The following is a 22452-nucleotide window of genomic DNA, read 5'->3' on the forward strand; positions in this document are numbered from 1 at the left end:
CCGTCCGGTGTCCACTATGGACTGTGGCTGGCGGTCGAGCACCGCCATCGGACCGCCGCCGCGGCCCGAACACCCCAGTGACTTCGTGGCAGGGTGTTCGTACCCATCGCACCGCGCCGGCCGGTCGGCCGGTACCCCGAGCGGAGCCGGCCCGGCCGGCCCCCGGAGGGGCCCCACGCGCGGCCGGCGCGCTGGCCGGCTCACCCGGCCAGCGAACAGGTGTTCACCACGTCGGTGCCGCTCGGCGGCCGGGGACGGTACCGCTGGGCGGCGGGGTGTCGACGTGGTCGTCCAGCCACCGTGTCATGGCGCTGAACGCGGCCCGGTAGCAGGGCAGGATCGGCCGCAACCGCTGCGGGAAGCTGTCGTACAGGCCGTCGACGTGGTTGCCGTCGGCGATCCGGTAGTACCGGTACAGCTGGCCGCGGCCGTGCGCGGCGACCAGCCGGGCGTACTCGTCGGAGTCGGTGGCGATCGGCAGCAGCGAGTCCAGGGTGCCCTGCAGGGTGATCAGCGGCTTGCCGATCCGGCCGGTCAACTGCACCCGCCGCATCGCGCGGTGCACCGACGCGGGCCGGCTGGCGTAGTCGTAGTCGGCGTCGCAGTGCGGCGTGCCGGACGTGCAGAACGGCGTACCGGCCGGGTCGTCCGGGCTGTAGCCGGGGTCGAACTCGGCGCGGTAGACGCGCTGGGTCAGGTCCCAGTAGTACTGGTAGTGGAACGGCCACAGGAACTCCGAGCCCGGCGCGAAGCCGGCGCGCAGCATCGCCCGGTGTGCGGCGGGATCGGCGGTGCTCGCGTACCCGGGGTAGGCGCGCAGCGCGGTCGGCAGGTAGGTGAGCAGGTTCGGGCCGTCGGCGCGCAGCAGCGTGCCCTCCCAGTCGATGCCGGCGTCGTAGAGCTGTGGGTGGTTCTCCAGCTGCCAGCGGGTCAGGTAGCCGCCGTTGGACAGCCCGGTCATCAGGGTGCGCCGCACCGGCTGCCGGTAGTGCGCCACCAGGGTCGCCTTTGCCGCGACGGTGAGCTGGGTGACCCGGCGGTTCCACTCGGCGATGGCGTCGCCGGGCCGCCGGCCGTCGCGCCAGAAGTCGGCGCCGGTGTTGCCCTTGTCGGTGGCGGCGTAGGCGTACCCGGCGGCCAGCGCCCAGTCGGAGATCGTGTCGTCCAGCGAGTACTGGTGCCGGTTGCCCGGCGCGCCGGTGACCACCAGCCCGCCGTTCCAGCGGTCGGGCAGCCGGAGCACGAACTGCGCGTCGTGTTCCCAGCCGTGTTCGGTGTTGGTCGTCGAGCTGTCCGGGAAGTACCCGTCGATCTGGAGGCCGGGTACCCCGGACGGGTTGCGGGTACCGGTGGCGGCCAGGCCCGCGTAGTCGGCGGGGTCGGTGTGCCCGCTGGCCACCGTGCCGGCGGTGGTGAGGTCCGGCAGGCAGGCGCTGATCTGATACTGCGCGCCGGGTACCCGGGCGCGGTCGGCGCCGGGGCAGTGCTCGGCGGCACCGGCCGGCACCGGTGCGGCGAGTACGGCGGCGACCAGAACGGCCGCCCCGGTGGCCAGGCCCCGCCGGGTGCGGCACCGCCACGCGCCGCGTCCGCGTCCGGGCGGCATGGTGGGTGCCGAGTTGCCGGTTGTCATGTCGTACCCTCCTCGCGCTGGGGAATCCGGCTGTCGCGGCCCGACGCGTGCGTCCGCGGGCCGATCGTGCCGGCCGTTCGGGAGAGGACGGCGAACGATTCGCGCTGCCTCGCCGCCTCACGCTAGGGCCGCGGCGGGCGCGAGCCGATGTGCGCGCGAGCCACAGTCGTGGCAGTACCGGTGTGGCGCGAGCACACTGCGGGGACGTCCCTGTCGCGCCCGGCGTCCGGGCGGGTGGTGGCTCGGCGCGGCCAGCACGTTGCGCAGCATGCCGGCATCGGCCCCGGCCGGTCCTCCCGGACCGCCCGGTGGGCTGCGGCGGTCCCGGCGCCGCAGCCACCTCGCCCGGTGGGCTGCGGCGGTTCCGGCGTCGCAGCCACCTCGCCCGGCGGCCGGGGCGGTCCCGGCTGCCGCCACCTCACTCGTCGGGCCGGACGATCACGAGTAGGCGCTGACGCCGCCGTCGAGCACCATCCGGGAGGCGGTCATGTACGGGAAGTCGTCGCAGGCCAACGCGAGGGCCCCGAGCGCGATCTCGTCGGGGCTCGCCATCCGTCGCATCGCCGGGACGTTGGACTTGCCGTAGATGCGTGCCATGGTCTCCCAGACCGGATCGGGGAGACCTTCGGTGCCGGCGGCCCTACGTACCAGATCGGTGTCGGTCGTGCCGGGCACCAGCGCGTTGACCCGGATGTTGTGCCGCGCGTAGTCGAACGCGGCGCAGTCGACCAGCCCCAGGATGCCGCACTTGGCCGCGGTGTAGGCGGCCTTGCCGCCGGTGGTGGTCAGCGCGTTCGACGACGAGGTCACCACCACCACCCCAGCACCGCGATCGATCAGGTGCGGGATCTCGTACTTGAGGGCGAGGAAGTTGCCCCGCAGGTCGGTGCCGAGCACGTCGTCCCACTGCGCCGCGGTGTACTCGTGCAGCGGTTTCTGGATGGTGATTCCGGCGTTGTTGAAGCACACGTCGAGCCCGCCGTACCTGCGCACCGCGGCGTCGACGAACGCCCGGACGCTGTGCTCGTCGCGCACGTCGGCATGGATGTAGGTCGCCTCGTGACCGGCGGCACGGATCTCCTCCTGCACCGCCCGACCCAGGTTGCGGCGGCGGCCGCAGAACGCGACCTTGCCGCCTTCGGCGGCGAACCGGATCGCCGCGGCCCGGCCGATGCCCGAGGTCGCGCCGGTGATCAGGACGACCTTGCCGACGAACCGGCGGCGCTGCCCGGGCTGGAGCGTCGGGGTGGCGCCGGCCCCCTGCACCAGGGCCACCCCACCGGCGAAGGCGACGGCGGCGACGGCGGCGGCGCCGCCGGCCGTGCCCAGCACCCGTCGTCGCGAGTAGCGGCGTGGCGTTCGGGCGCCGTGGTCCTCGGTGGTTTCCGGCTCGTCGGTCATGTTTACCTCCTGAGATCGGGACGGCATCGCCGGGGCGGCGATCGTCGACGGCTCCGCGTCGGGCCGGTTCGCCGGGCGAGGCGGCAGTAGAGCGCCGGGAGAGTCGAACGTCCCCCAGCCTCCCGGGCCAGCTGCCCGGACGCCTCCGTCGCCGAGCCGGTCCGGCGACCGCCGGCAGGAGGCGGGCTCCTCCCGTGGGAGGAGCCCAACCGCTCGATGTCCATCTAGCCTGCGGCGATGGAACGTCCATCTAGCCTGCGGGGATGGAAACCATGCTGGACGCGATGACTCGGCCGTCGAGCCCGGCGCGGCTGTTGTTCGTCCCGGTCGCGGTGGCGTACCTGGTGCTGGTGGCCCGGCCCGGGGACGCGCCGTCGATCATCGACTGGCTGGTGATCGCCGGCTCGATCGTGGCCGCGCTGGGCGGCGGACGGTGGCCGTTGCCCGCCACGGTGCTGCAGGCGGCGCTGCTGATCGTCGCCGAGTACGCCGATCCCGGCACCGCCGTCGGCTTGAAGATCATGGCCAGCCTGGCCCTGTTCGAACTGGCCGCCCGCCGATCGGCTGCCCTCACATCCGTCGGCGCTCTCGCGGTCGCCGCGGCCTATGCCACCCATGCCGCGCAGACCTTCCCGGACGGGGCCCTCGGCTGGCTGTACCGTATCGCCGCGGTGGTGGCCACTCCGGTGTTGATCGGTGCGGTCCTGAAGACTGCCGTCCGCCGTGCCGCGGACGCCGCGGACCGGGCCGCCGACGCCGAGCGCCAGCGGGTTCTCGCCGAACACGCCGTACGGCGGGCGGAACGGGCCGCCATCGCGCGGGAGCTGCACGATCTGGTGGCTCATCACGTGTCCTCGATGCTCATCCGCGTCGGTGCGGCCCGACACGCGATGCCGGATCGCGACCCGCGCCTGGCGGCGGTACTCGACGATGTGTACGCCTCGGCCAGCAGCGCCCTCGCCGACCTGCGGGCGCTGCTGGTGGTGCTGCGTGATCCGACGTTGGCGCACCAGGATCCGGGCCCGCTGTTGCTGGCTGCCGGCGAGTTGCCTTCCGCCATCGGGCAGGCCGTGGCGACCGCGAACGCGACCGGCCTCGTCGTCGAGGCTCGGGTCGACGACGAGGTCCGGGCGCTGGACCCGGTGCGCAGGATCGCGGTACTGCGGATGGTGCAGGAGGGCCTCGCCAACGCGGCCCGACATGCCGGGCCCGCCGCCCGCGTCGCGCTCGAGGTCCGGCTCCGCGGCGGCACGGCCTCCGTGTCGATCCGTGACTTCGGCGCGAATGCTCCCGCCGTCGCCGGGCCCGGTGGCGGACAGGGGCTGATCGGGCTCCGGGAGCGTATCGAACTGGCCGGTGGGAGCCTCACCGCCGGCCCGGACGGCGCCGGCTGGCTGCTGGCCGCTCGGCTGCCTCCCGGCGGCCGGGCGGTAGCGTCGGTGACATGATCCGTGTCCTGCTCGCCGACGATCAGCAGATCGTTCGTGCCGGCCTGCGCATGCTGTGCGAGACCGCGCCCGACATCGCGGTGGTCGCCGAGGCAACCAACGGCCTCGACGCGGCGCGGCTCGCCCAGCGGGAACGACCCGACGTGGTGCTGATGGATCTGCGGATGCCGGTGTTGGATGGGATCGGTGCCGCCGAACGCATCCTGCGATCGCGTCCCGCGACCCGGATCGTGGTACTAACCACGTTCGACGACGACGACCATCTGTACCCGGCGCTCGCCGCCGGTGCCTGCGGGTTCCTGGCCAAGGACCTCGCACCCGCCGACCTCCTCGACGCGGTCCGCCGGGCCGCGGAGGGCGAGTCGCCCTTCAGCTCCGGCGTCCTGCGGCGGATCGTCGCCGCTGCCCTGGAGCGGCGCAGCACCGACACCGCGTACCCGCTGCCCGAGCTGACGGTTCGGCAACGCGAGGTGTTGACGCTGGTCGTCGACGGGGCGGCGAACGCGGAGATCGCCGCTTCCCTGCACATCGGCGTCACCACGGTCAAGACGCACGTGGCCAGCTTGATGGCGAAGACGGGTACCACGAGTCGGATCAGCCTCGCCGTGCTCGCGGCTCGCCACGGCATCGGAGCGAGCTGAGCCGCCGCCCGGAGGTTCGTGCCGCCCGGTGGCGGTTACCGGCGGTTGCCGGGATCCGGCGAGTGGGCCGGCCTTGACACTGCCCGAGGAGCATCCTATGGTTCCCGCTAATCCGTATTAGTAAGGGGATCTGATGGCATCGGACAGCGACGGTGCGGCGGTGTGGGGTGCGCTCGGGTCCGGGTTTCGCGACCGCGTCGCGGTGGTGACCGGCGCCGCCGGCGGGATCGGGCTGGAGACCGCGACGGCACTGCACGAACACGGCGCCCGGGTGGTCCTGCTCGACCGGAACGCGCCGCTGCTGGAGCGCTCCGCCGCGGCGCTGCCCGGCGCGGTCGCGATGCCGGTCGACATCACCGACGCCGCCCGGGTCGCCGAGGTCTTCGCCGAGATCGCCGAGCGGTACGGGCCGGTCGACCACCTGGTGCACGCCGCCGCGGTGATCACCGCCAGGCCGCTGCTGGAACAGGACGCCGAACACTGGCACCGGGTGCTCGACGTCAACCTCGTCGGCACCTTCTCGGTGGTACGGGCCGCGCTGGCGCAGATGGTCGCCCGCGGCAGCGGGACCATCGTCGCGGTCGCCTCCGACGCGGGGTTCCGCGGTGGCGGTGGGCTGATCGCCGACGCGGCGTACGCGGCGAGCAAGGCCGGCGTGCTGTCGCTGGTCAAGTCGGTGGCGCGGGAGTTCGCCGGCCGCGGCGTGCGGATCAACGCGCTGGTGCCGGGGCCGACCGACACGCCGCTGCACGACGGCGTGCCGGACGAGCTGAAGCAGCGGATCGCCGCCGGGTTGCCGATGGGCCGGATGGGTCGGCCGGACGACATGGCCGCCGCGATCCTGTTCCTGTCGTCGCCCGCCGCGCCGTTCGTCTACGGCACCGCGCTGGACGTCGACGGGGGGTCGATGCTGCGGTGAGCCGCCGGGAGGAGCGCCGGCCGAGCCGGCCGACGCAGGCCGACATCGCCCGGCTGGCCGGGGTGTCCCAGCCGACGGTCTCGCTGGTACTGGGCGGGAACAAGGCCGGCGTCGCGCTGTCGGGCGAGACCCGGCAGCGGGTGCTGGACGCGGCCCGCTCGCTCGGCTACGTCCCGGACCCGATCGCGCGCCGGCTGTCCCGACGGACCAACAACCTGCTCGGGCTGTACACGTTCACCGCGACGTTCCCCACCGACGTGCAGCACTCGTACTACCCGTTCCTGGTGGGCGTCGAGGAGGAGGCCGCGGCGCAGGGCTACGACCTGCTGCTGTTCACCTCGTCCAGCTCGACCGAGGCCGGCGCGAGCGAGGTACTCAACCGGGTGCGGCTGGCGGACGGCTGCCTGTTCCTCGGCCGGCACGTACCGGAGCAGGCGATGAGCCGGTTCCTCGACGACGGCTACCCGCTGGTCTACATCGGCCGGCACGACGAGCTGGGGGAGCGCCTGCCGTACGTGGGGGCCGACTACGTGTCCGCCTCGGCCGACGTGGTGCGCCGGCTGGCCGAGCTCGGCCACCGGCACCTGGCGTACGTGCGGGAGAAGGACGACGCGCCCGCGTCCGCCGACCGGGAGGCCGGCCTGCGGTCGGCGGTCGCCGGCACCGGGATGCGGGCCGAGGTGGTGCGCACCGACGGCGCCGACGTGGACGCGGTGCGGCTGCGCTCCTGGCTGTCCGGCGGGGTGACCGCGATCGTGGCCGAGGAGACCGACACCGACCTCGCCGTCACCGCGGTCGAGTCGGCGGCGCGTGCCGCCGGGCTGCGCTGCCCGGACGACTTCTCGCTGGCGCTGCTGGGCGACCGGGTGGGCCGGTCTCCCGGGCTGCCGGCGTTGAGCGGCTTCGCGATCCCGCGGCGGGAGATGGGTCGCGCCGCGGTACGGATGCTCACCGGGCTGATCGCCGGTGAACCGGACGTGCGGATCCGCCGGATCCTCGGCTGCCAGCCGTTGGCGGGCGAGACCGTCGGGGCGCCGCCCGCGACCGGAACACACTGAGGGAAGGGGCCAGATGCCCGACCAGGAAACGGATGTCCTCGTCGTGGGCGGCGGGCTCGGCGGTGTCGCGGCGGCGCTCGCGGCCTGCGCCGCCGGCCAGCGGGTCGTGCTCACCGAACCGACCGACTGGCTGGGCGGGCAGCTCACCGCGCAGGCGGTACCGCCGGACGAGCATCCGTGGATCGAGCAGTTCGGCGCGACCGCGCGGTACCGCCGGCTGCGCGAGGGCATCCGGGACCACTACCGCACCTGGTACCCGTTGCGCGCCCCGGCGCGGTCCTGGGCCGGGCTGAACCCGGGCGCCGGCCGGGTCAGCAAGCTGTGCCACGAGCCCCGGGTGGCGCTCGCGGTGATCGAGGCGATGCTGGCGCCGTACCGGTCGTCCGGCCGGCTGGTGGTGCTGCTGCGGCATCGCCCGGTCGGCGCCGGGACCGACGGCGGTGCGATCACCGGCGTGACGCTGGAGGACGCCGCCGGGCAGCGGATCGCGGTCTCGGCGCGGTACGTGCTGGACGCCAGCGAACTGGGCGATCTGCTGGCGCTGGCCGGCATCGAGCACGTGACCGGCGCCGAGTCGCAGGCCGAGCACGGCGAGCCGCACGCACCGGACCGGGCGCAGCCGGACACGATGCAGGGCATCACGTACTGCTTCGCGGTGTCGCACCATGCCGGCGAGCACCACGTGATCGACCGTCCGGCGAGCTACGACTTCTGGCGGTCGTACACGCCGGAGTTCTGGCCGGGTCCGCTGCTGGGCTTCACCGCGCCGGACCCGCGGACGCTGGAGCCGGTCGAGCGTACCTTCCTGCCGAACCCGGACGGCGACCCGCTGGCGGTACTCGCCGACCAGAGTGCCAACGCCGGCGACCGCGAGCTGTGGATGTTCCGGCGGATCCTGGCCCGGGGACTGCACCTGCCCGGCAGCTTCGACTCCGACATCACCCTGGTCAACTGGCCGCTCAACGACTACTGGCTCAAGTCCCCGCTCGGCGACGACGCCGAGGCGGCCCTCGCCGAGGCGAAGCAGCTGTCGTTGTCGGTGCTGTACTGGCTGCAGACCGAGGCGCCGCGACCCGACGGCGGCACCGGGTACCCGGGGCTGCGGCTGCGCCGTGACGTGGTCGGCACCGAGGACGGGCTGGCGAAGTCGGCGTACGTACGGGAGGCGCGGCGCATCCGGGCGCGCACCACGGTCACCGAGAACGACGTGGCGCTCGACGTGGTCGGCCCGTACGGCGGCACCCGGTACGCCGATTCGGTGGGCATCGGCAGCTACCGCATCGACCTGCACCCGTCGACCGGCGGCCACAACTACGTCGACATCGCGAGCGTGCCGTTCGAGATCCCGCTCGGCGCGCTGCTGCCCCGGCGGGAGACCAACCTCGTCGCGGCCGGCAAGAACATCGGCACCACGCACATCTCCAACGGCTGTTACCGGCTGCATCCGGTGGAGTGGAACGTCGGCGAGGTGGCGGGCGAGCTCGCGGCGTTCTGCCTGCGTGGCGGGGTGACCCCGCACCAGGTGCAGGGCGACGGTGCGCTGCTGGAGGACTTCGGCCGGGTGCTGGACGCCGCCGGCGTCGAGCGGCACTGGCCGGACGTACGCGGCTACTGAGCGGGAGGCACACGTGACGACACTGCGCTACAGCACCGAGATCCCGGTCGAGGACGAGGTCGACGTCCAGGTCGTCGGCGGTGGGCCGGCCGGCGTGGCGGCGGCGGTCGCGGCGGCCCGCACCGGCGCGCGCACCCGCCTGGTGGAGCGCTACGGCTTCCTCGGCGGCAACCTGACCGCCGGGCTCGTCGGCCCCTGCATGACCTCGTACTCGCTGGACGGGCGCGAGCAGCTGATTCGCGGCGTGTTCGACGAGTTCGTCCGCCGGATGGAGGCCGCCGGCGGGGCGCTGCACCCGTCGCGCACCCGCGCCGGCGACGCGTACTCCGGGTTCATCGAGTACGGGCACGACAAGGTGACGCCGTTCGAGCCCGAGGCGGCGAAGGCGGTCGCGCTCCAGCTGTGCCGGGAGGCCGGCGTTCTGCTGCGACTGCACAGTTTCGTGGCCGACACGGTGGTCCGCGACGGCCGGGTGACCGGGGTGGTCGCGGCGAGCAAGAGCGGCCTGGCGCTGCTGCCCGCCCGGGTCACGGTGGACTGTTCCGCCGACGGCGACGTGGCTGCCGCCGCCGGCGTACCGACCGAGTTCGGCCGCGACACCGACGGGCTGGCGCAGCCGATGACGGTGTTCTTCCGGGTCGCCGGCGTGGACGACGAGGCGGTCGAGCGGTACGTGCGGTCGCACCCGGAGGACCGCCGGCCGTACGAGTCGGTCGTGGCGCGGGCCCGCAGCGAGGGGCGGTTCCCGGCCCCGCGACGCGGCGTCGGGATGTACCGGACGCTGCGGCCGGGTGTCTGGCGGATCAACACCAGCCGGGTGCTGCACCGGGACGGCACCGACGTCGCCGACCTGACCGCCGCCGAGATCGAGGGCCGCGAGCAGGTGCTGCGGCTGGTCGAGTTCTTTCGCGCGGACCTGCCCGGCTTCGAGCGCTGCGAGTTGCTCGACACGGCCACCACCGTCGGGGTGCGGGAGAGCCGCCGGATCGTCGGCGAGTACCGGCTGACCCTGGCCGACCTGCAGAGCGCCCGGCACTTCGACGACGTCGTCGCGCTCTGCGGGTACCCGGTGGACATCCACGACCCGACGGGGTCCGGCGGGGGTGTCGACGAGTCGGCCGGCACCGCGAACGTGTACGAGATCCCGTACCGCAGCCTCGTCCCGCGCGGCGTGGACGGGCTGTTGGTCGCCGGCCGGTGCGTGTCGACGAGCCACGAGGCGCTGGCCGCGATCCGGGTGATGCCACCGGCGTTCGCGATGGGGGAGGCCGCCGGCACCGCCGCCGCGCTGGCCGTCCGGGACGGCGTGCCACCCCGCGCGCTGTCCGTACCGGAGCTGCAACGGGCCCTGCTGGAGGCGGGTGCCTACCTCGGCGTTCCGGTCGGCTGAGCCGACCAACACTGTCCACATCGGAGGGAAGGAGACGTCGGATGACCGCATCCCGCATCAGGGTCGGCATCGACGTCGGCGGCACGTTCACCGACGCGGTCGCGCTCGACGCGCGGACCCTGGAACTTCTCGGTCAGGTCAAGGTGCGCACCACCCACCGGCACGCCGACGGCGTGGCCCGGGGCATCATCGACGCCCTGCGCGAGCTGCTCGACAGCATCGGCGCCACCGCCGGCGACGTCGGGTTCCTCGCACACGGTACGACGCAGGCGACGAACGCGCTGCTGGAGGGCGACGTCGCCACGGTCGGGCTGGTCGGCGTCGGGCGCGGCCTGGAAGGGCTGCTGACCCGGCGGCTGCACTCGCTGGGCCGCATCGAACTCGCCCCCGGCAAGCGGCTGGCGGTGCGGTACGCGCACGTGCCGGTCGCCACCGAACCCGCCGACGCCGACGCCGCCGTCGAGACCGTGCGCGGTGCCGGCGCCGAGGTGGTGGTCGGCGTCCAGGCGTTCAGCGTCGACGACGCCACCGGCGAGAACGCGGTCGCGGAGTCGGCACGCAAGCGGGACCTGCTGGCCACCACCACCCACGAGATCACCAAGCTGTACGGGCTGCGCAAGCGCGCCCGCACCGCGGTGGTGAACGCGAGCATCCTGCCCCGGATGCTGGACACCGCCGACCTGGTCGAGCGCAGCATCACCGACGCCGGGATCAGCGCCCCGCTGATGGTGATGCGCTGCGACGGCGGCGTGATGTCGCTGGACGAGATGCGCCGCCGGCCGCTGCTGACCGTACTGTCCGGGCCGGCCGCCGGGGTGGCCGGCGCGCTGATGGCCGAGAAGGTCAGCGAGGGCATCTTCCTGGAGACCGGCGGCACCTCCACCGACATCAGCGTGATCCGCCGCGGCAGCGTCGTGGTCCGGCACGCCAAGGTCGGCGGCCACGACACGTACCTGTCCTCGCTGGACGTGCGGACGGTCGGGGTCGGCGGCGGCTCGATGGTCCGGGCGCGCAGCGGGAAGGTGGTCGACGTCGGGCCGCGCAGCGCGCACATCGCCGGCCTGGAGTACGCCTGCTTCGCCGATCCGGCCGCGCTGGCCGGTGCCCGGCTGGCGACCGTGGCGCCGATGGACGGCGACCCGGACGACTACGTCGTGGTGGATGCGGACGGCGGCCGGTTCGCCCTGACGATGACCTGCGCGGCCAACATCCTGAACCTGGTACCGGAGGGCGACCACGCCTACGCCGATCCGGCCGCGGCGCGGCTGGCCTTCGCGCCGCTCGCCGCGCTGCTGGGTGGCACGGTGCCGGACGCGGCGCGTGCGGTGCTCGACGCCGGTACCGGCCGGGTCCGCGCGGTGGTCGACGAGCTGATCGCCGCCTACCGGCTGGACAAGCGCGGGCTGCGGCTGGTCGGCGGTGGCGGCGGCGCGGCGTCGGTGACCCCCCACCTCGGCGCGGCGACCGGGTTGGCCGCGAGCATCGCCGCGCACAACGAGGTGATCAGCCCGATCGGGGTGGCGCTCGCCCTGGTCCGCGAATCGGTCGAGCGCATCGTGCCGAACCCGTCCCAGCAGGACGTCCTCGCGGTACGGGCCGAGGCCGAGCGGGCCGTCGTCGCGCAGGGCGCGACACCTGCCACCGTCGAGGTCGACGTCACGGTCGACGCCCAGACCAACACGATCACCGCGGTGGCCACCGGCGCCACCGAACTGCGGGCCCCGGACCGTACCGGTGGCGACACGGTGGACCGGCAGCGGATCGCGGCGGACAGCCTGGACCGGTCGCCGGCCGAGGTACGGCTGCTCGCCGAGACACCCACTCACGCCGTGTTCGGCGCCGAGGTGCGCCGCGGCGGTGCGCTGAGCCGCTGGGTGCGGCCGCACCGCCCGGTCCGGGTCGTCGACCGGGACGGCGTGGTACGGCTGCAGAGCCCGGACGCGGTGATCGCGCAGACCACCGTCGGCGCCGCGGACGCCACGCTCACCGAACAGATCACCACGCACACCACCTACGGCGACGGCGGCTCCCAGCTGCCCGCGATGCGGCTGCTGGTCGGCCCGCGCATCGTCGACCTGGCCGGCGTCACCACCCGGGGCCAGGTGCTCGCGCTGGCCCGCGCCGAACTGGACGGCCGCACCCCGGACGAGCCGCTCGTCTCGATCACCGAGGTGCGCCGATGAACGGCCGGAGGGATGCGGGTAGCCGGGACCGCGCGCCGCGGTGCCTCCCCGGCGTGACGGCGAGGCCGCCCGTCGAGACCGACGAGGTCGTCCTCGGTGCGCGCCTGCTCGCCGCGCTGCCCACCCACGAGGCGCGCCCGGAACCGCTGCTGCGCCGCTGGTCGGGCATCGCGGCGGAGACCGGCGCCGGCCTCGCCCGGCGGTACGCGGGCCGGACCGTGGACGAGATCGCCGCATCGTTGGCGCTCCCGGTGACCGAACAGCCCGGTGGCGTCACCACCGGCCAGCTGACCCTCGCGCGTTACGGCGGCCGGCCGCCGGCGGTACGGGTGTTCACCGACGCCGTTGCCCGGGCCGACGCGGAGGTCGAACGGCGCGGCTGGCGCGCCTGGTTCCCGGCCGGCTGCGTGCGCGACGCCGCGCTCGCCCACGAGGCCGTCCACCACCTGCTGCACGGCGCGGACGGCGCCGCGCTCAAGCACCGGCTGGACCACGTACTGCTGCGGGTCGGCCCGATCGTGCTGCGCGGTCACGTGCTGGGCGCCGACGAACTGGTCGCGCACGCCTTCGCGCGACGCGCCTGCGGGCTGCCGGTCAGCCCGCTGCTGATCACCGCGGCACTGTCCGCCGAGCTCGACCTCGCACCGTTGGCACCCGTCGGAAGTGAGCACTGACATGGTTGTCGCGATCCTCGCCGTGATGGCGGTCGGCGTGGTGCTCATGCTGACCCGCAAGATTCCCACCGGATTCGCCCTGATCCTGATGGCCTTCGTCATCGGCCTGCTGGCGGGCGCACCGCTGATGGGCGACAAGGGCGTCACCACCGTCGTCCTGCAGGACGGCGCGGTACTGCTGGCACAGACGATGATCGCGATCCTGCTCGGCGCGTGGCTCGGTTCACTGATGGGGGAGACGGGCATCGCCTCGACCCTGGTGCGCAAGACCGTCGAGTTCGCCGGCGATCGACCGTACGTGGTGGCGCTCGGACTGTTCGGGGTGTCCATCCTGTGCGGCGCGGTCACCGGCTCGGCGCCCGCCGCGATGCTCGCCGGCATCATCGGGATCCCCGCGATGATCGCCGTCGGCGTACCGCCGGTGACCGCCGCGGGCACCATCGTGTTCGGGGTCGCCGCCGGGATCCCGTTCGAACTGGCATCCTGGCAGTACCTGTCGACCGCGCTGAAGCTGCCGATCGCGACGATCCGGCACTTCCAGCTCTACATGTTCCCGATCGTGGTGGTGTTCGCCGTCGGGTTCATCCTGATCGAGTCGCGGCGCCGCGGTGTGCAGCACGGCTGGGCGGTCCGTACCGCCGCCCGCCCGGCCGGTGCCGTCCGGCGCGCCGCCGACGCGCGGTGGTACTCGCTGCTCACCCCGCTGGTGCCGATCGTGCTGGCGCTCGGCCTGGACGTGCCGATCATCCCGTCGCTGCTGGTCGGCGTGGTCTACGCGCTCGTCACCACGACCCGGCCGAGCCAGCTGGCGCCCCGCGCGCTGCGCTCGCTGTACGACGGGTTCAAGGTGGCGGCGCCGCCGCTGGTGCTGTTCATCGCGATCGGGATGCTGCTGACCGCGGTGCAACTGCCCGGCGCGGTGAACGCGCTGAAGCCGGTCGCCACCGCGATCAGCCCGCACAACCCGATCCTGTTCGTGCTCGTCTTCGGCCTGCTCACCCCGCTGTGCCTGTACCGCGGCCCGTTCAACATCTACGGCCTCGGCGCCGGCATCGCCAGCGTGCTCGTCGCCGGCGGGGTGTACCCGGTGATGGGCGTGCTCGGGCTGATGTCGTCCTACAACCAGGTGCTCGGGGTGTCCGACCCGACCAGCACGCAAACCGTCTGGAGCGCCGAGTACGCGGGGGTGCGGCCGCAACGCGTGCTGGTCCGCACCCTCCCGTACACCTGGATGCTGGGCGTGGCCGGCCTCGTCCTGACCGCCGCCCTCTACCTCTGAGCGCCTCGGCCCGGACGACCCGCCGGCACACGCCTCTCCGGGCTCGCGCCGGCCGGTCCCGTGCCTGGGCCGACCGTGGCGCCAGCCCGATGGGCCCGACCGGATGTTCACGTCGACCGGGACCGGCCCGCCAGCGGTACCAGGATGCCTCAGCGCGCCCGGGTTGCCTGCTCGGCCGCCCGCACGTACTCGCGGATCAGCGGGCGGTGGTCGTCCGCGCGCCAGGCCAGCACGAAGCAGCTCGGCGGGATGCCCCGCACGGTCAGGGTGACGACGCCCCCGAGGCTGACCAGTGGCGCGTTGCCGGCCGCGACCAGCACCACGCCCAACCCCGCGACGAGCGCCTCGTAGGTCTCCTCGGTACCGGCGACCTCGGCGCCGATCCGGGCCGGCCGGCCGTCCCGGGCGTCGGTGGCGAGCCAGTGGTCGCGCAGCGGGCCGGCGCTCTCCGGCAGCGCCAGGAACGGCTCGTCGACCAGGTCGGTGAAGTCGACGGGCTCGGCGTCGGCGAGCGGATGGTCGTCGGGCAGCGCCAGCAGTCGTGGTTCCTCGGCAACGACGACCCATCGGTACCGGTCCGGGTCGGGTAACGGCAGCCACACGAAGGCCACGTCGCAGCTGCCGTCGGCGAGCCCGCCGGTCGGGTCGTGCCAACCGACGTGGCGCAGCCGCAGGCTCGCGTCGGGTCGGGCGGCGGTGAACCGGGAGCGGATCGCGGGGAGCACGCCGCCGCGGCCCGGACTCGTGCTCATCCCGACCACGAGCGTGGCCGCCTGGTCGGCGACGGCGGTGGCGACCGCGTCCCGGGCGCCCTCCCACTCGGCGAGGATGCGCTGCGCGTACGGCAGGAGCGCGGTGCCGGCCGCGGTCAGCCGCACTTCGCGCCGGTCGCGCTCGAACAGCGGCGCACCGAGCTGCTTCTCCAGCATCCTGATCTGCTTGCTCAGCGCGGGCTGCGAGACGTACAGCCGCTCGGCCGCGCGGGTGAAGTGCAATTCCTCGGCCACCGCGGCGAAGTACCGCAGGTCTCGTCCGTGCACATCCATAGCCATTGGTTATCACGGCAGGTCTTGGACGGGAAGCCGGTATCGCCGGCAGGGTTGGACCCAGGACCGCCCGGAACCCGCGGGCCATCGACAACGAGGAGCAGGACATGAACAGGGTGTGGTTGGTCACCGGGGCGAGCAGTGGCTTCGGCCGGGCGATCACCGAGGCCGCGGTGGCCGCCGGCGACATCGTGGTCGCCGCCGCCCGCCGTACCGCGCCGCTGGACGATCTGGTTGCCGCCCACCCGGACCAGGTCGAGGCGCTGCGGCTGGACGTCACCGACATCGCCGCCGTTCACGCCGCCGCCGACGCCGTGACGGCCCGGCACGGCCGGATCGACGTCCTGGTCAACAACGCCGGGCGGGGCATGGTCGGCGCGGTCGAGGAGACCACCGACACCGAGCTGCGCGACCTGATGGACCTGCACTTCTTCGGCCCGGCCGCGCTCACCCGGGCGGTACTGCCGCAGATGCGGCGGCGCGGCTCGGGCGCCATCGTGCAACTGACCAGCATGGGTGGCCGGTTCGCCTTCGCCGGCGTCGGAGCCTACTGCGCCACCAAGTTCGCCTTGGAAGGGCTCTCCGAGGCGCTGGCCGCCGAGGTCGCCCCGCACGGCATTCGGGTACTGATCGTCGAGCCGGGCGCGTTCCGCACCGGCTTCGCTGGCCCGGCGGCGCTGCGCCAGGCCACGGCGCTGGAGGCGTACCAGGACACCGTGGGCCCGGTTCGTACCGGCCTGTCGGGTGGCAGCGGCCAGGAGCCCGGCGACCCAGCGAAGGCCGCGGCCGCAATACTCATCGCGCTGGACGCCGACGAACCGCCGCTGCGGCTGCCGCTCGGCAACGACGCCGCCGACGCGATCGGTGCGCACCTCGACGCAGCCGGTACCGAGCTTCGCGCCTGGGAGCGGCTCGCCCGCTCCACCGACGTCGACGCCTGACGCACACCCGCCCCTCCGGCCGGCGTCGACACCTGACGGACCCACCCCCTCGGTCGACGTCGACCGCGCCCGCCCTGGAACGTGTTCGGAGTCAGTCCTGATGAAATCGCTTCTGGTGTCCCGTACCCCCGGCCCGGTGCGGGCCGGGGCGCGGCACGGCTCGACCGCGGTACTGGTCGCTGCCCTGCTCGGGTTCTTCCTGATCTCGTTGGACGCGTTGATCGTCACGGTCGCGCTGCCCGACATCGGCCGGACAGTCGGCGGCGGCATGGCCGGGCTGCAGTGGGTGATCGACGGGTACGCGTTGGTGTTCGCCGCGCTGATGCTGTCCGCGGGTGCGCTGTCCGATCGGATCGGCGCTCGCCGGGCGTTCGGTGCCGGGCTGGTGCTGTTCGCGGTGGCCTCGGCGGCGTGCGGCCTGGCACCCGACCTCGTCGTCCTGATCGGCGCGCGTCTGGTGCAGGGCGCCGCGGCGGCAGTGCTGATGCCGGCGTCGCTGGCGCTGGTTCGGCAGGGCTACCCCGACCAGGCGAAGCGGGCGCGGGCTGTCGCGGTCTGGACCGTCGGCGGTGCCGTCGCGGTGGCGGCCGGCCCGGTGCTCGGCGGCGCGATCACCGCGACGGTCGGCTGGCGATGGATCTTCTTCGCCAACCTGCCCGCCGCCGCCGTCGCGGTCGTGCTGCTCGCCCGGGTACCGACTTCCCCACGCCTGCCGGCACGCCTCGACCTGACCGGTCAGCTGAGTGCGGTGGCCGCGATGGGTGCACTGACCTACGGCGTGATCGAGGGCGGCGCGATCGGGTTCGGCCGTCCGGTCGTGGTGGTGTCGCTGACGGTCGCCGCGGTCTCGGCGGTCGTGTTCCTCGTCACGCAGGCCCGGGGCGACCATCCGATGCTGCCGTTACCGCTGTTCCGCTCGCGGGTCGTCGCGGTGTCGCTGGTGATCGGCTTCATGCTCAACGCCGCCTACTACGGCGGCGTGTTCCTCTTCAGCCTGTACCTGCAGCAGCAGCGCGGGCAGACCGCGCTCGCCGCCGGCCTGCTGTTCATCCCGATGACCGCGCTGGTCGCGGTGGTCAACCTGGCCTCGGCCCGGCTGGCGGAGCGGTTCGGCCCCCGGGTACCGATGGTGGCCGGGCAACTCGTCTCGACGGCGGGGCTGCTGGCGCTGCTCACGGTCGGTGGTCACACCGACGTGTGGGCGGTCGCGGCACTGATGGTGCCGGTCGGCCTCGGCGGCGCGCTGACCGTACCGGCGCTGACCGCACTGTTGCTGGACGCGGTACCCGCCGATCGGGCCGGCACCGCCTCCGCCGTGCTCAACACCGGTCGCCAGGTCGGTGGCGCGATCGCGGTGGCGGTGTTCGGGGCGCTGCTGGCTGGCGCGGAGACCTTTCTCGCCGGGATGCGCTGGAGCCTGCTGGTCGCCGCCGGCGGCCTCGTGCTCACCGCCGCCGTCACCCTGTCGTTGCCCCGCGCCCGGCGCGGCACCCCGGTCCGCCGAGCGTGACCGGCGCCCGCCGCCGGTGCCGAGTTCTCACGGCTGGCCGAGGTCGGCGAGCAACGCTCGGATCTCGTTCGCTTCGGGGACGTCGAGCGTCGCGTACAGGTCCAGCGCCTGCTGGGCATGGTCACGAGCGATGTCGAGGTGGCCGAGATCGCGGTGGGCCCGGGCCAGTCCGTCGTGCGCGCGGGCCTGCTCGGGGCGGTAGCTGATCTCGCGGGCGAGCGTCAGCGCCGTGTCGTGGTCGGCGACGGCGCCGGCGAGGTCGCCCAACCACCGGGCGGCCTCGGCCAGCCCGTTGAGCGACTCGGCTTCGTCCCCCGGAAACCGTGGGAGCGGGACAGCCGCAACGCGTCCCGGTGATGTCGGCGGGCGTCGTGGTAGCGGCCTTCGCGCTGGTACAGCAACCCGAGGTTGTTCTGCACGATGGTTTCGCCGATGTGCGAACCCGTGCCGCGATAGTTGCGTAGTGCCCGCCGATGGTGGTCGTGCGCGTCCTGGCGACGCCCCTGCCGCTGGTAGACGATTCCGAGATCGGTCAGGGAGTTGGCTTCACCGGCCCGGTCGCCGAGGGCACGAAACAGCGCGATGGACCGCCGATAGTGCTCGCCGGCCCGCTCGTACTCCCGCTGTCGCTTGTGCGCGGTGCCGAGATCATGCAGGGCGCGGGCCTCGATGCCCCGGTCTCCGATCTCGCGCGCCAGGTCCAGGGCGAGCCGGTAGTACTCGGCCGCCTGCTCGTATCCGCCGTGCCACCAGTAGTGCACCTCGCCGAGATCGAGCAGCGTGCGTGCCTCGGCGTCGGTGGTGCCGCTTCGCTGGCTCGCCCGCAGCGCCAGATCGTGCAGTACCAGCGCGTCGTCCTGGTGCGCGTGGCCGAGCAGGTATCGATGCAGGGTGGCGGCCAGGTCGCTGACGTACCCGAACCGGTCGTCCCCGGCGGCGTGTCGGCCGACCGCCATCAGGTTCGCGCGTTCGGCATCCAGCCAGGCGAGAGCCGCGACCTCGTCCCGGGGGGCCGAGACCGGCGGCTCGGGTACCGGGATGCGCGGTCGACGGTTCCGGGATTCGGGGTGGAGCAGGTCGACCGCCGCGCTTGCCACGTAGAGATAGTGGTCGAACAGCCGGTCGAGAGCCGCCTTCCGGGCGCCGGGGCGTTCCTGCGCCGCGGCGGTGGCCCGGGCATGTTCGCGCAGCAGGTCGTGGAAGGTGTAGCGGCCGGGCTCATGCTGTGCCAGCATGTGCGCATCCAGCAACTCCTCCAGCAGCAGCTCGGCCCGTTCCAGCGGCAGGCCGGCGAGCGCGGCCGCCGCGGCAGGGCTGAGGTCACGGCCCGGCTGCAGCCCGAGCAGCCGGAACATTCGTTGCTGATCGGGATCCAGCTGTTCGTACGACAGGGTGAACGCGGCGGCGACACCTCGCTGTGAGGTGGCCAGTTCGGCCAGCCGGCGGCGCTGGTCGCGAAGCCGGCTGGCCAGGTACTGGACGGTCCAGCTGGGCCGGTGCTGCAGGCGCGCGGCGGCGATGCGGACCGCCAGTGGCAGGAAGCCGCACAACTGCAACACATCGAGTACGGCGATCGGTGCGGTGGCCGCGCGTTCGCCCACGATCGAGGTGAACAGCTCCACCGCGTCCGCGGCGGGTAGCACGTCGACGGACAGTGCATGCGCGCCGTCCAGGTCGGTCAGCCGTCGGCGGCTGGTGACCATGATGAGGGCGCGGGAGGTGCCAGGCAGCAGCGGCCGTACCTGATCGGTACCGACGGCGTTGTCGAGCACGGCCAGCACCCGGCGGCCGGACAGCTCGGATCGCCACAGTGCGGCGCGATCGGCCCCCGACTCCGGGAGCTGATCCGCTGGTATGCCGAGTTGCCCCAGCAAGGCGCCAAGCGCGGCATCGACGTCCACTGGTGTCTGTCCGGCGGTGTGCGCTTGCAGGTCGAGGAACAGCTGTCCGTCGGGGAAGTGGTCCGCGAGACGGTGCCCCGCGTGCACCGCGAGCGCCGTCTTGCCGGCTCCGGCCATCCCGTCGATCGCCGCGATCGTCACGACCGCACCGTTGTTGTCTGTCCACCGGCGGGCCAGCACGTCGAGTTCGTCGGCGCGCCCGGTGAAGTCCGGCAGGTCGTAGGGCAGGAAGTTCACCCGTCGCGGTCGCCGTCGCGGTCGCGGTCGCGGTGGCTCGGCGGCGGGCGCCCGTAGATCGGGGTCGTCGCGCAGGATTGCCTGTTCGAGCGCGCCGAACGCGTGGCCCGGGTCCAGCCCCTGCTGCTCGGCCAGGGTGGCCCGGAAGCTACGTGCCACGTGCAGTGCGTCCGGTTGCCGTCCGGCGCGGTGCAGCGCGAGCATCAGTGCTCGACACAGCCGTTCTCGCGTCGGGTTGGCCGCCAGGTGCCCGAGCAGCTCGTCGATGATGCCGTCGTGGTGGCCCAGTGCCAGTTCGGCGTCGGCCAACAGCTCGATCGCATGCAGCCGCTGCCCGTCCAACCGTGCCCGGGCACCGTCGACGTAGTGGCCGGTGATACCGGCGAAGGGCTCGCCCCGCCACAGGTTCAGCGCTGCCCGGAGCCGGTCCACGGTGCGCCGCGGGTCGTCGACGGCGGACTGTGCCCTCGTGACGAGGTCGGTGAATTCGTCCAGGTCGAGTTGCCCGGGCGCCGGGGTGAGCACGTACCCGCCGGGACGAGTGGCCAGCATCCGGTCGGCCCCGGGCTCGCGCAGCGTCCGCCGGATCGCCGCGATGGTGGTCTGAATCTGCGCCCGGGCGGAATCTGGCGGTTTCGGCCCCCACATCGCGTTGATCAGCCGATCCGTGCTGAGCACGACGCCGGCATGCAGCAGCAGGTAGCCGAGCAACGCTCGGTGCCGGGGCGCCAGCCGGGCCGGCTCCGGCTCCTGCCCGGTGGCCACCACCAGTACCGGGCCGAGGACCGCGAACCGCATGCCGTCACCCCCGTCCACCAGCGCATACATCGAGAACGCATCGGGAATCTATCAAGGCTGGCGGGCAGCATTGCCGGCATGCCGCCACTGCCGATCGTCGATCCGGAGACCGCCACCGGTGATGCCGTACGACTGTTGACCGCCACGCACCGGGCCCTCGGGATCGTCCCCAATCTGACCAAGGTGATGGCCAACAGCCCCGCCGTGCTGGAGGGGTACGTCGCCGTACTCGGCGCGCTCGATGCGGCGGGGAACCTGCCACCGGACGTACGCGAGCGCATCGCGCTGTTGGTCGCTCAGGAGAACCGATGCGACTACTGCCTGTCCGCCCACTCGTTCCTCGGCACCAGGGTGACCGGGATGTCGGGAGATGAGGTCACCCGGGCGAGATGGGGCGACGCGGACGATTCCGGCACCGGCGCTGCGCTGGCGCTTGCCGCCGCGATGGTCCGTGGCAGAGGGGAGGTCTCCGACGATCAGCTGGCCCGGATCCGTGACGCCGGCCTGTCCGACGCGCGGATCGTCGAGGTCGTCGCGCAGGTGGCAGTCAACGTGTTCACCAACTACCTGGCCAAGGTCGGCAGGGTCGACGTCGACTGGCCGCTGGTGCGGCACACGGACCGGCCGGGCGCGGCGGCACGGCACCGCGGATCGGCCGAAACCACGGCACAACACCACCCTTCTAGGCAAGGAGCACTCGTGACTGGCATCACCACCAAGCAACAGGTCTCGGCCGAGGACGCCGTTGCCTGGCACGCGGTCGTGGCCGCATCGCTGGCCGCCGACCTGCCCACCGGCCCCCGGCCCACGGTCGAGCAGATCCGGGCCCAGCTCACCGCCGCCGGGCTGGACAGCCGCCGGTTGTTCTGGCTGGCCACCGGGGCCGACGACGCGGTGGTCGGGGTGGCCGCGCTGCGGCTGTTCAGCTCGGCCGGACAGGATCACTTGGCCGAGCTGGAGTTGCACGTCGACCCGGCCCAGCGACGGTCCGGGGTCGGCTCGCGGCTGTTGGCCGCGGCCGTCTCGGCGGCGCGGGCGGAGCGGCGCCGCAGCCTGCTCGCCGCTGCGCCTGCCGACGGGCCGGGAGCCGCGTTCTGCCTCGCCCGTGATTTCCGGCAGGTACTGGCCCTGGACCACCTGCTGCTCGACGTCGCGCGGGCCGACGACGCCGAGGCCGACGCCGAGCATCCCGGCTACGAACTCGTGTCGTGGCAGGGGACGGTGCCGGACGAACACGCCGGCGCGTTCGCCGCCGCCAAGAACGCGATGAACGACATGCCCACCGGCGAGATGGACTACGGCAGCCAGACCTGGACCGCCGAGCGGGTCCGAGCCATGGCGGCGGTACTGGCCGACCGTGGCGATCTGCTGCTGACGGTCGCCGCGCTCGGAAAGGGCGAGCTGGCCGGCTACACCGAGATCGTCGTGCCGTCCGGGGAGACCCGCCGGGCGCTGCAGTACGACACCGCTGTCGTACCCGCCCACCGGGGTCACCGGCTCGGGTTGTGGCTCAAGGCCGCGATGGTGCGCCGGCTGCGCGCCGAGCATCCCGGCATCGTCGAGATCGAGACCGACAACGCCGAGGACAACGTCCACATGCTGGCCGTCAACCGCGACCTGGGCTTCCGCCCGTACCGGCGCACCCGCGAGTTCCAGCTCGACCTGCCCGCGAGCTGACACGGCCAGCAGGGGCCGGCACCACCCGCACCGCTCGGCTTCGCGCCGGACGGAATCAGGGCTTGGATTCATCGCACAGACAGACCACGTATGCACCACAC

General features: G+C 73.5%; 17 protein-coding genes. 12 read left to right on the top strand and 5 right to left on the bottom strand.

Features of this window, described 5'->3' with window-relative positions:
* Nucleotides 1–223 precede the first annotated feature (223 nt).
* Both Athai_RS07315 and Athai_RS07320 read right to left on the bottom strand, forming a co-directional pair.
* On the bottom strand, nt 224–1633 hold the full coding sequence (locus Athai_RS07315) for a tannase/feruloyl esterase family alpha/beta hydrolase (protein WP_239156778.1): 1410 nt from the start codon (nt 1631–1633) through the stop codon (nt 224–226).
* Nucleotides 1634–2071: 438 nt separating this feature from the next.
* A complete protein-coding gene (locus Athai_RS07320) occupies nt 2072–3034 on the bottom strand; it encodes an SDR family NAD(P)-dependent oxidoreductase (protein ID WP_203960777.1) in 963 nt (320 codons plus the stop codon).
* Between the two features lie 263 nt (nt 3035–3297).
* Between Athai_RS07320 and Athai_RS07325 the strand changes: the two genes are divergently transcribed.
* The 9 genes from Athai_RS07325 to Athai_RS07365 all read left to right on the top strand — a co-directional run bounded on the left by Athai_RS07325 (nt 3298) and on the right by Athai_RS07365 (nt 14241).
* The gene (locus Athai_RS07325) at nt 3298–4482 is read left to right on the top strand and encodes a sensor histidine kinase (protein ID WP_203960778.1); all 1185 of its coding nucleotides are present in this window, start codon (nt 3298–3300) and stop codon (nt 4480–4482) included.
* Nucleotides 4479–5123 carry a response regulator gene (locus tag Athai_RS07330; RefSeq protein ID WP_203960779.1) on the top strand — a complete coding sequence of 215 codons (645 nt, stop codon included), beginning with the start codon at nt 4479–4481 and terminating at the stop codon, nt 5121–5123. Before Athai_RS07325 ends, Athai_RS07330 begins: the two co-directional genes overlap by 4 nt.
* A gap of 133 nt (nt 5124–5256) precedes the next feature.
* A complete protein-coding gene (locus Athai_RS07335) occupies nt 5257–6042 on the top strand; it encodes an SDR family NAD(P)-dependent oxidoreductase (protein WP_203960780.1) in 786 nt (261 codons plus the stop codon).
* Entirely contained in the window at nt 6039–7100 is a 1062-nt protein-coding gene (locus Athai_RS07340; RefSeq protein ID WP_203960781.1) for a LacI family DNA-binding transcriptional regulator, read from the top strand. Before Athai_RS07335 ends, Athai_RS07340 begins: the two co-directional genes overlap by 4 nt.
* 13 nt (nt 7101–7113) lie before the next feature.
* Complete coding sequence (locus Athai_RS07345) at nt 7114–8715, top strand: FAD-dependent oxidoreductase (protein WP_203960782.1); 1602 nt, start codon at nt 7114–7116, stop codon at nt 8713–8715.
* A gap of 13 nt (nt 8716–8728) precedes the next feature.
* The gene (locus tag Athai_RS07350; protein ID WP_239156779.1) at nt 8729–10105 is read left to right on the top strand and encodes an FAD-dependent oxidoreductase; all 1377 of its coding nucleotides are present in this window, start codon (nt 8729–8731) and stop codon (nt 10103–10105) included.
* A 41-nt stretch (nt 10106–10146) separates the two neighbouring features.
* The gene (locus tag Athai_RS07355) at nt 10147–12288 is read left to right on the top strand and encodes a hydantoinase/oxoprolinase family protein (RefSeq protein ID WP_203960783.1); all 2142 of its coding nucleotides are present in this window, start codon (nt 10147–10149) and stop codon (nt 12286–12288) included.
* A 53-nt stretch (nt 12289–12341) separates the two neighbouring features.
* A complete protein-coding gene (locus tag Athai_RS07360) occupies nt 12342–12962 on the top strand; it encodes a hypothetical protein (RefSeq protein WP_203960784.1) in 621 nt (206 codons plus the stop codon).
* A gap of 1 nt (nt 12963) precedes the next feature.
* A complete protein-coding gene (locus tag Athai_RS07365) occupies nt 12964–14241 on the top strand; it encodes a hypothetical protein (protein ID WP_203960785.1) in 1278 nt (425 codons plus the stop codon).
* 149 nt (nt 14242–14390) lie between these two features.
* On the opposite strand, the gene Athai_RS07370 is transcribed toward Athai_RS07365, so the two are convergent.
* A complete protein-coding gene (locus tag Athai_RS07370; RefSeq protein ID WP_203960786.1) occupies nt 14391–15287 on the bottom strand; it encodes a LysR family transcriptional regulator in 897 nt (298 codons plus the stop codon).
* A gap of 107 nt (nt 15288–15394) precedes the next feature.
* Between Athai_RS07370 and Athai_RS07375 the strand changes: the two genes are divergently transcribed.
* The gene (locus Athai_RS07375; RefSeq protein ID WP_203960787.1) at nt 15395–16228 is read left to right on the top strand and encodes an oxidoreductase; all 834 of its coding nucleotides are present in this window, start codon (nt 15395–15397) and stop codon (nt 16226–16228) included.
* Nucleotides 16229–16328: 100 nt separating this feature from the next.
* Nucleotides 16329–17738 carry an MFS transporter gene (locus Athai_RS07380; RefSeq protein WP_203960788.1) on the top strand — a complete coding sequence of 470 codons (1410 nt, stop codon included), beginning with the start codon at nt 16329–16331 and terminating at the stop codon, nt 17736–17738.
* 27 nt (nt 17739–17765) lie between these two features.
* Here the strand turns inward: Athai_RS07380 and Athai_RS07385 are convergent, their stop codons facing one another.
* Nucleotides 17766–18005, bottom strand: coding sequence for a tetratricopeptide repeat protein (locus Athai_RS07385; RefSeq protein ID WP_239156780.1), 240 nt, complete (start codon nt 18003–18005; stop codon nt 17766–17768).
* A complete protein-coding gene (locus Athai_RS07390; protein WP_203960789.1) occupies nt 17960–20674 on the bottom strand; it encodes an AfsR/SARP family transcriptional regulator in 2715 nt (904 codons plus the stop codon). Before Athai_RS07390 ends, Athai_RS07385 begins: the two co-directional genes overlap by 46 nt.
* A gap of 78 nt (nt 20675–20752) precedes the next feature.
* Here Athai_RS07390 and Athai_RS07395 point away from each other — a divergent pair, with 78 nt between their 5' ends.
* Nucleotides 20753–22351: a GNAT family N-acetyltransferase gene (locus tag Athai_RS07395; protein ID WP_203960790.1), complete on the top strand. Its 1599-nt coding sequence runs from the start codon at nt 20753–20755 to the stop codon at nt 22349–22351.
* Nucleotides 22352–22452 lie beyond the last annotated feature (101 nt).

The sequence above is a fragment of the Actinocatenispora thailandica genome (genome assembly GCF_016865425.1).
Taxonomy (GTDB): Bacteria; Actinomycetota; Actinomycetes; order Mycobacteriales; family Micromonosporaceae; genus Actinocatenispora; species Actinocatenispora thailandica.

Excerpts from the sequence above, each read along its gene's own strand:
- Athai_RS07315 (WP_239156778.1), bottom strand. The coding sequence starts at position 1,633 with ATGACAACCGGCAACTCGGCACCCACCATGCCGCCCGGACGCGGACGC.
- Athai_RS07320 (WP_203960777.1), bottom strand. The coding sequence starts at position 3,034 with ATGACCGACGAGCCGGAAACCACCGAGGACCACGGCGCCCGAACGCCA.
- Athai_RS07325 (WP_203960778.1), top strand. The coding sequence starts at position 3,298 with ATGGAAACCATGCTGGACGCGATGACTCGGCCGTCGAGCCCGGCGCGG.
- Athai_RS07330 (WP_203960779.1), top strand. The coding sequence starts at position 4,479 with ATGATCCGTGTCCTGCTCGCCGACGATCAGCAGATCGTTCGTGCCGGC.
- Athai_RS07335 (WP_203960780.1), top strand. The coding sequence starts at position 5,257 with ATGGCATCGGACAGCGACGGTGCGGCGGTGTGGGGTGCGCTCGGGTCC.
- Athai_RS07345 (WP_203960782.1), top strand. The coding sequence starts at position 7,114 with ATGCCCGACCAGGAAACGGATGTCCTCGTCGTGGGCGGCGGGCTCGGC.
- Athai_RS07355 (WP_203960783.1), top strand. The coding sequence starts at position 10,147 with ATGACCGCATCCCGCATCAGGGTCGGCATCGACGTCGGCGGCACGTTC.
- Athai_RS07365 (WP_203960785.1), top strand. The coding sequence starts at position 12,964 with ATGGTTGTCGCGATCCTCGCCGTGATGGCGGTCGGCGTGGTGCTCATG.
- Athai_RS07370 (WP_203960786.1), bottom strand. The coding sequence starts at position 15,287 with ATGGATGTGCACGGACGAGACCTGCGGTACTTCGCCGCGGTGGCCGAG.
- Athai_RS07375 (WP_203960787.1), top strand. The coding sequence starts at position 15,395 with ATGAACAGGGTGTGGTTGGTCACCGGGGCGAGCAGTGGCTTCGGCCGG.
- Athai_RS07380 (WP_203960788.1), top strand. The coding sequence starts at position 16,329 with ATGAAATCGCTTCTGGTGTCCCGTACCCCCGGCCCGGTGCGGGCCGGG.
- Athai_RS07390 (WP_203960789.1), bottom strand. The coding sequence starts at position 20,674 with ATGCGGTTCGCGGTCCTCGGCCCGGTACTGGTGGTGGCCACCGGGCAG.
- Athai_RS07395 (WP_203960790.1), top strand. The coding sequence starts at position 20,753 with ATGCCGCCACTGCCGATCGTCGATCCGGAGACCGCCACCGGTGATGCC.